This is a genomic window from Serratia rubidaea, assembly GCF_016026735.1.
Lineage (GTDB): Bacteria > Pseudomonadota > Gammaproteobacteria > Enterobacterales > Enterobacteriaceae > Serratia_B > Serratia_B rubidaea.
Window position 1 is genome coordinate 1,625,553 of record NZ_CP065640.1, and the last position, 12,541, is coordinate 1,638,093.

General features: G+C 57.4%; 11 protein-coding genes. 9 read left to right on the plus strand and 2 right to left on the minus strand.

Annotated elements, in window-relative coordinates; genetic code table 11:
• The first annotated feature begins 28 nt into the window (after positions 1-28).
• From I6G83_RS07490 to terD, 5 genes are read left to right on the plus strand one after another with little or no spacing between them, the layout of a single operon-like run.
• Complete coding sequence (locus I6G83_RS07490) at positions 29-610, plus strand: TerD family protein (RefSeq protein WP_054306003.1); 582 nt, start codon at positions 29-31, stop codon at positions 608-610.
• A 2-nt stretch (positions 611-612) separates the two neighbouring features.
• Positions 613-1,767, plus strand: coding sequence for a TerD family protein (locus I6G83_RS07495; protein ID WP_054306002.1), 1,155 nt, complete (start codon positions 613-615; stop codon positions 1,765-1,767).
• 22 nt (positions 1,768-1,789) lie between these two features.
• Positions 1,790-2,245, plus strand: coding sequence for a tellurite resistance TerB family protein (locus I6G83_RS07500; RefSeq protein ID WP_054306001.1), 456 nt, complete (start codon positions 1,790-1,792; stop codon positions 2,243-2,245).
• Between the two features lie 16 nt (positions 2,246-2,261).
• Positions 2,262-3,302, plus strand: coding sequence for a TerC/Alx family metal homeostasis membrane protein (locus I6G83_RS07505; protein WP_054306000.1), 1,041 nt, complete (start codon positions 2,262-2,264; stop codon positions 3,300-3,302).
• 48 nt (positions 3,303-3,350) lie between these two features.
• Positions 3,351-3,929: a tellurium resistance membrane protein TerD gene (gene terD, locus I6G83_RS07510; protein WP_054305999.1), complete on the plus strand. Its 579-nt coding sequence runs from the start codon at positions 3,351-3,353 to the stop codon at positions 3,927-3,929.
• Positions 3,930-4,192: 263 nt separating this feature from the next.
• Here terD and I6G83_RS07515 read toward each other — a convergent pair whose 3' ends face one another.
• Together I6G83_RS07515 and I6G83_RS07520 are read right to left on the minus strand one after the other, a co-directional pair.
• The gene (locus I6G83_RS07515) at positions 4,193-4,873 is read right to left on the minus strand and encodes an HAD family hydrolase (protein WP_054305998.1); all 681 of its coding nucleotides are present in this window, start codon (positions 4,871-4,873) and stop codon (positions 4,193-4,195) included.
• A gap of 474 nt (positions 4,874-5,347) precedes the next feature.
• Positions 5,348-6,349, minus strand: coding sequence for a zinc-binding alcohol dehydrogenase family protein (locus I6G83_RS07520; RefSeq protein ID WP_054305997.1), 1,002 nt, complete (start codon positions 6,347-6,349; stop codon positions 5,348-5,350).
• Between the two features lie 152 nt (positions 6,350-6,501).
• Here I6G83_RS07520 and I6G83_RS07525 point away from each other — a divergent pair, with 152 nt between their 5' ends.
• The 4 genes from I6G83_RS07525 (at position 6,502) to I6G83_RS07540 (ending at position 12,516) form a co-directional block, all read left to right on the plus strand.
• Positions 6,502-7,407, plus strand: coding sequence for a LysR family transcriptional regulator (locus I6G83_RS07525; RefSeq protein WP_054305996.1), 906 nt, complete (start codon positions 6,502-6,504; stop codon positions 7,405-7,407).
• A 523-nt stretch (positions 7,408-7,930) separates the two neighbouring features.
• Positions 7,931-9,082, plus strand: coding sequence for a putative lipopolysaccharide heptosyltransferase III (gene rfaQ / locus I6G83_RS07530; RefSeq protein ID WP_072186111.1), 1,152 nt, complete (start codon positions 7,931-7,933; stop codon positions 9,080-9,082).
• A gap of 74 nt (positions 9,083-9,156) precedes the next feature.
• On the plus strand, positions 9,157-10,392 hold the full coding sequence (locus I6G83_RS07535; RefSeq protein WP_054305995.1) for an O-antigen ligase family protein: 1,236 nt from the start codon (positions 9,157-9,159) through the stop codon (positions 10,390-10,392).
• Positions 10,393-10,785: 393 nt separating this feature from the next.
• A complete protein-coding gene (locus I6G83_RS07540; RefSeq protein ID WP_054305994.1) occupies positions 10,786-12,516 on the plus strand; it encodes a ShlB/FhaC/HecB family hemolysin secretion/activation protein in 1,731 nt (576 codons plus the stop codon).
• Positions 12,517-12,541 lie beyond the last annotated feature (25 nt).

The window sequence follows — 12,541 nt, forward strand, 5'->3', positions numbered from 1 at the left end:
ATAATTAAACCTCTCCAAGGAATGAAATATGGTTTCGTTAAGCAAGAATCAGACTGTGTCACTCAGTAAACAATCATCTTCGTTAAGCCGTTTACAATTCGGACTCGGTTGGGATCCGGTTAAGAAAAAAGGATTGCTTGCAAGCCTTTTTGGCAAGAACGATGAGATTGATTTGGACGCCAGCTGTGTTCTTATGGACAGCGCAGGCAATAAAATTGACACCATCTGGTTTGGCAAGCTTAAATCCAGCTGCGGTTCTGTCATTCATGGCGGAGATAATCTGACCGGGGAGGGGGATGGCGACGATGAAGTGATTAAGGTGAATCTGAGCAAGCTTCCCGCCAAGGTTGAATATCTTGCCTTCACCGTCAACAGCTTCCGCGGACAAACCTTCAATGACGTCGACAACGCTTTTTGCCGCGTCGTCGATCAGTCCGATACCGAACTGGCTCGTTATGCACTGACCGAGCAGGGATCGCATACCGGGATTGTGATTGCGTCATTACGCCGTAATAACAATAGCTGGGACTTCACCGCCCACGGCAACGCCAGCCGCGGCCGCACGATTGACGATATGCACGATGACATCGTCGCCACCGTGGTGCGCTAATCATGATGCTGACTCCAGGGGGTAACGTCCCCGTCCCTTCGCAGACGCTGTGTGTCCGGATCACCGCCGGAGGCTCTGTCGACGCCTCCGCCTTCCGTTTGTTTGCTGACGGCAAGGTCAGGGGCGATGCCGACATGGTGTTTTACGGTCAGCCCCGCAACGATGACGACTCAATCAGCCTGGTGAATGAAGGCCAGAGCACCCTGTTCACCGTATCGTTAAACCAGCTGCATGCCGATGTGCAGAAAGTGGCGTTTACGGTCACCTGTGACGGCCAGCAGACCGTTGCGGCGCTGCGTAGTCTGCGTATCGACGTTGAGCAGGGCGCTTCATGCCTTGCCGGCGGGCAGGTCGAGCTTGCGGGGCGCCAGGAGGCGGCGCTGATACTGGGTGAGTTCTATCGGCGCAACAATGAATGGAAATTCCGCTTTGTCGCCCAAGGGTTTAACGGCGGGTTGAAACCGCTTGCCGAGCACTATGGCGTGGATATCGCTGATGAGCCGACTCCGGCGCCCGCTGCTCCCCCCGCCGCCGCGACGCCGCCAGAAAATACAATCAGCCTGAGTAAAGTCTCTCTGACCAAAGAAAAACCGGCGATCAGCCTGACCAAGCGCGACAATTTCGGTGAGATCCGCATCAACCTGAACTGGCACCGGGGAAGCAGCCGGTCTGGTTTGGCCGGGATATTTGGCGCCAAAGGCATTGACCTGGATTTAGGGGCGTTCGTGAAGCTCCAGGACGGCTATAAGACCGTCATTCAGGCATTGGGCAACGCATTTGGCAGCTACCACGGCGAACCCTACGTGCAGTTACAGGGGGATGACCGCACCGGAGACGTTTCTGACGGCGAATGGCTGCATATCAACGGCCACGAGTGGAAACACATTCATGAAGTACTGATTTACGCCTTTATCTATGAGGGCGTTCCCAGCTGGGATAAGACCGATGGCGTCGTCACGATTCATGTGCCGGATCAGCCGCCGATCGAAACCCGGCTCACCGAAGGTGAAAACCGTCGCACCCTGTGCGCGATTGCCAGACTCGTTAATGAGCAGGGTTCCATCAGAGTTGAGCGCATCAATCAGTATTTTAAAGGGCAGCAGGAGATGGACAGGGCGTTTAACTGGGGGTTTCGTTGGACCGCCGGTTCTAAATAACAGCAGAGTGAAGGATTACGGTATGGGCTTTATTGGCAAAGTAAAAGGCGTATTCAATTCGGGTCGTGAAGAATTGACGCGTCAGGTTGGCCGCTATAAGAACAAAAAGTTTATGCAGGGCACGGTTGCCATTTGTGCACGCATTGCCGTGGCGAGTGACGGCGTAAGCGCTGAAGAAAAACAGAAAATGATGGGTTTTCTGCGTTCCTCCGAAGAACTGCAAGTTTTCGACACCAACGAAGTGATCGAATTTTTCAATAAATTGGTCTCCAGCTTCGATTTCGATATGGAGATCGGCAAAGGGGAAACCATGAAGTATGCCCTTGCACTTAAAGATCAGCCAGAGGCGGCGCAGCTGGCGCTGCGTGTCGGCATCGCCGTTGCCAAAAGCGACGGCAATTTTGATCGGGATGAGCAAACGGCCGTGCGTGAAATCGCCGTTGCGTTGGGCTTCTCCCCGGCAGAATTTGGCCTCTGATCGTTAAGGGTTCATCATGGTTACAACACATATCGGCTTTCCGGCTGAAACCGTTATCGTTTTTGTCACGTTAGCGGTCGGCGCCATTTTTATTGACTTGTTTATGCATCGCCACGACAAGCCGATCTCACTGAAGAGCGCCGCCCTCTGGTCCGTCTTCTGGATCGTTGTCGCACTGGCCTTTGCCGGTTTTCTCTATCTTCATCACGGCGCGGAGGTTGCTAGCCTCTTTGTGACGGGTTATGCGCTGGAGAAAGTGCTGTCCGTCGACAACCTGTTTGTCATGATGGCGATTTTCTCCTGGTTTGCCGTGCCGGATCGCTACCGTCACCGGGTTCTTTACTGGGGCATTATCGGCGCCATCGTCTTCCGCGGGCTTTTCGTTGCGCTGGGCACCGGCCTGCTGAGTCTCGGGCCGTACGTTGAAATTGTCTTTGCGCTCGTGGTGGCGTGGACGGCGGTGATGATGCTCAAGAGCGGAGACGATGATGACGACATTGAGGATTACTCACAGCATCTGGCCTACCGCATGGTAAAACGCTTTTTCCCTATTTGGCCGAAGCTGAGCGGCCACGCGTTCCTGCTGACCCAGAAGGATGTCGATGAGGAGCTAAAGAAGGCGGAAAACCGCGATGTCACCGTCGGACGCGGCAGAAAGGCCGCGCTCTACGCCACGCCGCTGATGCTGTGCGTGGCCGTGGTCGAACTCTCTGATGTGATGTTTGCCTTTGATTCGGTGCCGGCGGTGATTGCGGTCAGCCGTGAACCGCTGATCGTCTACAGCGCGATGATGTTCGCCATTCTGGGCCTGCGCACGCTCTATTTCGTGCTGGAAGCGTTGAAGCAGTACCTGGTTCACCTGGAGAAAGCGGTGATCGTGCTGCTGTTCTTTATCGCGATAAAGCTGGGGCTCAATGCGACAGATCATATCTGGCACCACGGATACAGCATTGCTGCGACCACCAGTCTTTATATTGTTCTGGGTGTTCTGGCGTTGGGTATTCTGGCCAGCGTCTTATTCCCGGCAAAGGCTGAACCCGAGGTTAAGGGGAATTAATCTCCAGGCCTCCCGACTAAAATCCATAATTAATAATGAGGTTAACTAATGAGTGTTTCTCTTTCGAAAGGCGGTAACGTTTCTCTGACCAAAACGGCGCCAACCATGAAAAATGTGTTGATTGGCCTGGGCTGGGATGCTCGCTCTACCGATGGTCAGGACTTTGACCTGGACGCGTCTGCTTTCCTGTTGGCGGCGAATGGCAAAGTGCGCGGCGACGCCGACTTTATTTTCTATAACAACCTGACATCAACCGACGGCTCGATAACCCATACCGGTGATAACCGCACCGGTGAAGGTGACGGCGATGATGAATCCCTGAAGATTAAACTGGATGCCGTTCCTGCGGATGTAGATAAAGTGATTTTTGTGGTCACCATCCACGATGCGCAGGCGCGTCGTCAGAGCTTTGGTCAGGTTTCCGGCGCATTTATCCGCCTGGTCAATGACGATACCCAGACTGAAGTTGCACGTTACGATCTGTCGGAAGACGCCTCTACCGAGACCGCGATGCTGTTCGGTGAACTTTATCGTCACGGCAGTGAGTGGAAATTCCGTGCCGTCGGTCAGGGTTATACCGGCGGGCTGGCATCCGTTTGTGCTCAATACGGCATTAACGCATCCTGATAGGGCTGCCGTTTGTCATTCGCGGGGATTAACCACTAACGGAGTTATTGGTTCTTGCTGTTTGATGACTCTATTACCGCAATAACAGACAGACTAAAGCCGCACCTATCGGCCGAATAAACGAAGGTCCGCAATAATATGAGTTTGTTGCGGACTTTTTTATGCGGCCATCCTGCTTGGCGGATTTTTATTAAAAATTCACTGTGTGAATATTTTCTTTCTGCTTTCCCTGCCACCCTTGGCATAACACCTTGGTGCAGATGTTATCGCTGGTCACCAAGATGTTTGGTATGCAGCGGGGCGAGCGGACGTTTCCTGGAGCGCCAGACGGGATGGAAATGCCGCCAGTGGGCATCCTTTGCGGCGGCCAACAATTCATAATCCCCGCGTGAGTCGCCCCATGCCTTAAGGTGAAAGTTGCTGAGAGAACCATAGATTGATTCAAGCCGGCGGATTTTCTGAATACAGCGACAGTTATGGCCAACAATACGGCCGGTAAGTACGCCGTTAACGCTCTCCAGCTGCGTACCGATAAGTTTGATGCCTAGGCGGTTGGCAAAAGGCTGGAGGACGAGCATTGGCGATGCCGAACATAGTGTGACTTCGGCGCCGGCGGAGACCTCGGCGGCGACGGCCATCAAACCTTTTGGGCGCATAAGGTGTGTCCAATACCGATCGCAGTATTCTTCGGCTTTGGCCTTTAACCATGCCTCATCAACGTCGGTAAGAAACAGGGTGATCAGCACTTCTTTAAGCTCATCACGGGTGAGTTTTCGCCGCATGCATCTGAGCGTTGGGATAACGAGCTTGGTCATGTTTTTGATAAAGCGTCGTTTGCCAAATGCGAAGCGTAGAAATGGCAGAAAACTATCATGTCTGGTCAAGGTACCGTCAAAGTCAAAGACAGCAAGTACATGACTTTTTGCTTTAATCGTTTGTGGCATAATATATTAAAATTATTTAGGTAATAAAAAAGCCATAAAACATTATAGGGATATTATTAGGCAAGTCGAGCCTCTGCGGTTTTTTATCGGGGGTGTTTATTGTGCGTTGCGGTGATTTTCCTGATGCGAATTTATAGTCAAAAGTTAATAAACGCCATCACTGTTATTGCCGCTATACGTCCAGACTTACTTATTTTATGGCAGTGAATTATTAAGGCTTACTCTATCGGGTTGGGCGTTGGCGATCTTTCCACGTGGATGAATACGCTATTTTACTTCTCTTTATCAACCAGGCCGTGCGTCTGCCCGGCGCAGGTCTATCCCCCGCGGTATCGCGCCACGGGGGATAAGGGTTAACGCATGGGCGCCGGGGCGGCGTCGATGCGCACGCACATCAGCGCATCAGGCTTCTGGCGCTGGTCCTTACCGCGCCGCTCTGCCTGTGATCCTTACCATAAAGCCCAAAATAGCGTGTTAAAACCCGGCCAGCACGATTTTGCCGCGTGCCTTGCCGCTTTCGATCAGGGCATGCGCCTTGCGCAGGTTGTCTGCGGTGATCGGCCCGTAGTGATCGCCCAGCGTTGAGCGCAGGGTGCCGTCGTCAATCAGGCGGCTGACGTGCTGCAGAATGTCGTGCTGGCGCTGCATATCGGCGGTCTGGAAGATGGCGCGGGTAAACATCAGCTCCCAGTGCAGCGAGATGGCCTTGCGCTTGAGCGGCATCACGTCGAGGACCTGCGGATCGTCAATCACCCCCATGCGCCCCTGCGGCGCCAGCACCTCGACAATCTGGTCAAAGTGTTGGTCGGTGTGGGTCAGGCTGGCGGCGTAGCGCACCTGTTCGATGCCGATTTTTTTCAGCTCGTCCGCCAGCGGACGGCTGTGGTCGATCACATGGTGCGCGCCGAGGGATTTCACCCACTTGGCGGTTTCCGGCCGTGAGGCGGTGCCGATCACCGTCAGCCCGGTCAGCTTGCGCGCCAGCTGGGTCATGATGGAGCCGACGCCGCCGCCGGCGCCGACGATCAGCAGCGCCGCGTCTTCGTCCGGTTTTACTTCCAGGCGGTCAAACAGCAGCTCCCAGGCGGTCAGCGAGGTTAACGGCAGCGCCGCCGCGTCGGCATCGCTCAGCGACTGCGGCTTGCGGCCGGCGATGCGCTCATCCACCAGGCTGTATTCGGCATAAGATCCAGGGCGTACGATGGAGCCGGCGTAAAACACCTCGTCGCCCGGTTGGAACAGGCTGACCTCTGCGCCGACGGCCTCTACTTCGCCGACGGCGTCCCAGCCCAGAATGCGCGGTTCATCGGTTGGCGCGCCGTTGCGCACCTTGGTATCTACCGGGTTGACGGAGATGGCGCGGATTTTTACCAGCAGGTCGCGCGGGCCGGGCTGCGGCTTGGGCAGATCGGTTTCGTACAGCGACTGCGGATCGGCGATGGGCAAACCGTTCTGGCGGTAAACAATGGCTTTCATTATGCGGTTCCTTCTTTAAGACGGCGAATAATAAAACGCATGTTAAACGCCGTCCGGCGGGCGAAAAATGCCGAATAGAGAGCAGGACTTTCACTCCTGCAGTGAAAATCATTTACAGTGATAACAGTAGACTTTAAATCAGGGGTAAGGTGATGATTCGTCTGGAAGACGTGACGCTGTTTGTCCGCTCCGCCGCGCTCGGCAGTTTTTCCAACGCCGCCAGAGAGGCGGATCTGCTGCCCGGCCAGGTCAGCGCGGCGGTGCAGCGCCTGGAACGGGATCTGGATAAGCGGCTATTTGCCCGCTCCACCCGCAGCCTGCGTCTGACGGCGGAGGGGGAAAAATATCTGCCCTACGCGCTGGAGATGCTGGCGATCGTGCAGGCGGGGGCGGACAGCCTGCGCAACGCGGATAATGAATTCAGCGGCGAGCTGAAAATCGCGCTGCCCTCCGACACCGGCCGCAATCTGCTGTTGCCGATGCTCAACGCATTCTGCTGGCAGCACCCGAAGCTGACGCTGCGCCTGTCGCTCTCCGATCAGGTGAGCGATGTCTTCCGCGATCCGGTGGACGTGGCGATTCGCTACGGTGTGCTGAACGACAGCAGCTACGTGGCGCTGCCGCTGGCGGACACTAACCGCCGGGTGCTGGCCGCCTCGCCGGACTATCTGGCGCGCCACGGCCGGCCCGAGACGCTGGATGCGCTGGCGGATCACCACTGCATTTTGTTTACCATCAACGGTCACGCCTGGGACCGCTGGCCGTTTTATCCCGAGGAGGGACGCCGGGAGCTGAAGATTCACGGGCGGCTGATCAGCGATGACGCCGATGTTGCCCGGCGCTGGGCGGTGGACGGCATGGGCATTGTCTATAAATCGTGGATCGATCTCTATCCGGACATCGCCGCCGGCAGGCTGGAGGTGCTGCTGCCGCAGATCCCGGGGCAGGCGGCGCCGCTGAACTTTATCTGCCCGCACCGGCGGCAGTTCTCACCGGCGATTCGCGAACTGTACCGCCAGCTGCAGCAGGCGCTGAGCGCTATCGCCGGACGACAGTAGCCGGTCAATGGTCTCCATCGCTAATGACGTCTGTTTTTCTTAAGGCGTCATTTTATAAGTTTTTTCTTATATATATGATGGATAATAAAACCTAAAATCACAGAGTTATTGTATATATTCTCATCGGAATTTACGCTGCCCGCCTTAATCCGGCGCTGAGGCGTTGGTCACGGAATAGCCTGTTTTATTTAAATATGGTCCATCAATACCAAATGGCATTCACAATATTAATTGGTTAATTTAATAATAACACAAAGTAATAACCTTTCTTTTTGTCCTGGTTTGATCGTTTTCAGCGATCAATAAGATCTTATTGATCTGCACAACCAATTATCTTTGCGCTTTTTACCTCGTTAAGATCGTAGCGGCTCGCTGCTTTAGCGGGCTGCCATTATTTTATGCTGCTGACGATCCTTTCCGGCGGCCGGTACCGCGTTTTATTCGGTGCAAGTTTTCTTTATGTATTCGCTCTTCGACCCGGGTGCGAAAGCAAAGCCGTGGCATTTTCCTGAGACGATGAATTATGAGCAGTCATCCACACGCCGTATTTAACGCCTTCCGCCGGGGATTATTGCCCGACAGTCGTCTCCCCAACGTGTTATTACACCGCGAGCGGGTGCAGCGCATATTGGTGATTAAACTGCGCCACTTTGGCGACGTATTACTGACGACGCCGCTGCTCAGTACGCTGCGGGCGAATTATCCCAACGCGCTGATCGACGTGCTGGTGTATGGCGGTACGGAGGCCATGCTGGCGGGCAACCGCGATGTTTACCTGACCTATACCGTGGACCGCAGCCTCAAGCATCAGGGGCTGAAGGCGCAATACCGCGGCGAACATGCCCTGTGGAACAGCCTGCGCACCGGCCACTATGATTTGGCGATCAATCTCTCCGACCAGTGGCGCGCGGCGCTGTACTGCCGTTTGCTCAAACCCACCTTCAGCCTGGGATTCTGCTATCCGAAGCGCAATAACCGGCTGTGGCGGCGTTGCCATTCGCTGCTGGTGTCTACCGAGGGGCATGAGCGGCAACATACCGTGCTCAATAACCTCAGCATTCTGGCGCCGCTGGCGCTGCCGACGCTGATCACGCGCGTGACGCAAACCTGGCGGCAGTGCGATCTCGATGAGGTGGAGCGGCTGAGCCGCCACTACCGGCTACGGGACTTTGTGCTGATCCAGCCGGCGGCGCGCTGGGCGTTTAAAACCTGGACGGCGGCCGGCTTCAGCGAGGTGATCAATCACCTAACCGCCAGGGGGGAGACGGTGGTGCTCACCGGCGGGCGTTCGGCCGAAGAGGCGGCGATGATTAGCGCCATTCTGGCCGGCTGCATCTCGCCGCAGCGGGTGATCAATCTGGCGGGGCGTCTGGAACTGCCGGAACTGGCGGTGCTGATCGCCCGCGCCAGGCTGTTTATCGGCGTGGATTCGGTGCCGATGCATATGGCGGCGGCCCTGCAGACGCCGTCCGTGGTGCTGTTCGGCCCCAGCAACCTGACGCAGTGGTCGCCCTGGCAGGCGCCGCATACGCGGCTGTGGGCCGGTGATTACCGGCCGCTGCCGCCGCCGCAGGCGGTGGACACCGCAACGGCGGAACGCTACCTGGCGGCGATCCCGCCCGACGATGTGATACGAGCGGTCGACCGGTGGCTGGCGCCCGCTTCTGTGGGCTGACGACGCCTGCGCGTCGATCGTTTCTCCATGGCGCTTGCGCCGCATTTTTTATTTCCTGCGATGAGTATTCCACAATGGTTTCTGTTCCTGCGAGTCCCGCCCCGTTGATCCGACAACGATTATTCGCCCTGACGGCCCTGTTGCTCGGCGCGTCGCTGCCGACCTCCAACTTTCTGATGAACGTCGCTCTGGGCCTGACGCTGGTTTGCCTGCTGTGGCAACGGGATGGCCGGCAGTGGCAGGCCGTGGCGAGGCAGCCCCTGGTATGGCTGCCGGCGCTGATCGTTGCGCTGTTGGCGCTGTCGCTGCTGACGCACGACTATGCGTACGGAACGGCGATGGTCGGCAAGTATAAAAAGCTGCTGTATGTGCTGCCGCTGGCGCTGTTTTTTCTGGCCGATCGCCGCCTGCCGGCGCAGTTTCTCCGCGGCTTTTTGTGGGCCAACGCGCTGATACTGGCCATCAGCCTGGCCGGCGGCGCCGGGCTGGCGACGCGCTGGGGCATCAGCCCTGACAACCCGACGGTGTTTAAGCTGCAAATTACCCAGAACGTCTTTATGGCGCTGGCCGCGCTGGTCTGGCTGACGCGCGCCGTTGCCGGCCATGGCGCACGGCGCTGGCAGTACGGCGCGCTGACGCTGCTGGCGGCGGCCAATGTGCTGCTGATGGTGCAGGGCCGCACGGGCTATGTGGCGCTGGTGGTTGGTGCGGGCGTCTGGCTGCTGTTGACGCTGCGCCGCCGCCAGCGGATGGCGGTTATCGCCTGCGGCGTCGTGGCCGTCGCCATGCTGGCGCTGATCCCTAATCTGGCGATGGAGCGGCTGACGCTGGGGGTGCAGCAGGTGCGGCATTGCGTGCTGGCCCCCGCAGCAACGGCTTATCAAGCCTGCGATAACTCGATGGGGCAGCGCACCGCCTTTGCGCGCGAATCGTGGCGGTTGATTCAACAGGCGCCGCTGCTGGGCAACGGCGCCGGCAGTTTCTGGTACGGCAATGCGCAGACCGGCTACAGCGTGCATAATCCACACAATGAGTATCTGCTGGCAACGGTGCAAAACGGCCTGCTGGGCCTGACGCTATTTCTTGCCTGGATGTGGTGCTGCTACCGCGTCGCCTGGCGGCAGCCGACGGCGCGCCGCAACCTGCTGGTGGCGGTGCTGTGTAGCTATATGGCCTGCCACCTGTTCAACTCGTTCCTGCTGGACTCCTCCGAAGGGCACCTGTTCGTGGTGATAGCGGCGATGCTGGCCGGGTGGGCGCTGACGCCGCGGGAGAACACGCCTCAGAACATTCATTACATGAATGAGTGAGGCTAATCGGCGTCTTTTTTGCCTGCCTGCGGCGCGTTGAAAAATCAGTACATAAAAACGGCCCGCTTATGCTTTTTGCCAGGAAAGCGTAAGCGGGTTTGTCATAATTGCGGGCTTTAATAAACAAAAATAAATAGTGCCTAATAGTAAATAAATGGAATAATTAATTGGCAAATTATTTTATTTAACGTCGAAGTGGGGAATAAAACTTAAGATTATTCATATCATTTATCTGCCTGGCGTTGGGGGGCGAGAGTGCGCTAATTAACTGAAGTCGTAAGGAATAAAAGCAGGAATTTCTAAAATCATTACTATTACTCAGGCATAGCTTGCTTTTTGATAAGCCGGGTGGATAATGCGTCGAATATAAATTTATGAAACGGAATTCATAGCATGAAAGGGAATTTATCCTCGCTGTTATGGCGGAGGACGCTGCCTGCTTCGCTGGCCGCCGGCTTATTATTCACACACTCTTTGCCGATATATGGTGCGCCGGTGGTGGACGGCGTATTGCAAAACGCCGCCGCACGAGATGCGCAGGAGCAGCAGCGCCAGCAGGAACGTGAACGCGCGCTGCAGCAGCAGAATGCGCCGCACAGCGACGTGCGCCTGAGCCGTCCCGAGGTCGCGCTGCCTGACTACCCGTCTGACGAACACCCCTGTTTTACCATCAACAGCCTGCAGCTGGTCGGCGAAGCGGCGGAACGCTTTCAGTGGGCGCTGGACGCCGCGGAAGACGCCAAAGGCCGCTGTCTGGGCCAGCAGGGCATCGTGCTGGCAATCAATAAAGTGCAGAACCGCATTCTGGCCGCAGGCTATGTCACCACCCGGGTGATGGCGCAGGAGCAGGATCTGACCCGCGGTGTGCTGACGCTGACGCTGCAGCCCGGTCGTATCGACCATGTACGTTTTGAAGAGGGGACCTCCTGGCGCGGGCGGCTGTGGAATGCGCTGCCGGCGTCGAGCGGCGATATTCTCAACCTGCGCGCGATTGAGCAGGGGCTGGAGAACTTTAAGCGTGTGCCCAGCGTCGAGGCCGATATTAAAATCGCCCCCGGTGAGCAGGAGGCGACCAGCGATCTGCTGGTGAGCTGGAAAGAGGGGCGTCCGGTGCGCCTGAGCCTGGGGCTGGACGACAGCGGTTCGAAAAGCACCGGCCGCTATCTGGGTTCCGCCACGCTGGCGATTGACGCGCCCTTTGCCCAGAACGATCTGTTCTATGCCAATATCGGCAAAAACCTGTTTGAACACGGGCCGTTCGGCAACCGTTCGCATACGCTGAACTACGTCTTCCCGATCGGCTACTGGAGCCTGGCCGCCAACTACAGCGATTACACCTACCACCAGAATATCCCCAACGCCAACGAGGTGCTGAGCTACAGCGGTAAAAGTGAAAACCTGCAGCTGACGCTGTCCCGCCTGCTGTTCCGCAACCAGTCCCATAAGCTGACGCTCAATATGCGCGCTTACCGTCGCCACGCCACCAACGCGGTCGACGGCTACAACATTGATAACCAGGAGCGCCGCACCGCCGGCTGGGAGCTGGGCCTTAACCAGCGCAGCTATCTCGGCAGCGCCACGCTGGACGCCAACCTCAACTGGCACCGCGGCACCGGAGCATTCGGCGCCAAACCGGCGCCGGAAGAGGCGACGCACAGCGGCAGCGCCCGCGTCGGCATCGCCATGGGGGACGTCAGCCTGAACCAGCCGTTTGCTCTGGGGCAGCAGCCCTGGCGCTATTACACCAGCCTGCGCGGCCAGTGGAGCGCCAACGCGCTGACGCCGCAGGAGCGGCTGGCGATCGGCGGCCGCTACACCGTGCGCGGCTTCGATGGCGAAATGTCGCTGTCCGGCGAGCGCGGCATGGTGTGGCGCAATGAACTGGCGTGGAATGTACAGTCTCGCGGCCATGAACTGTACACCGCGCTGGACTATGGCCGCGTGGGCGGCCCCAGCGCGCGCAGTCTGGTCGGCAAACAGCTGACGGGCGCGGCGCTGGGCGTGCGCGGCGCGCTGTGGCGGCGCTTCAGCTATGACCTGTTCGCCGGCGTACCGCTGAGCAAGCCGGACGCGTTCCACACCTCCGGCGCCACCGCCGGCTTCAGCGTAAACCTGGAAATTTAATCTGCCGGACGGCCGCGGGCCGTTC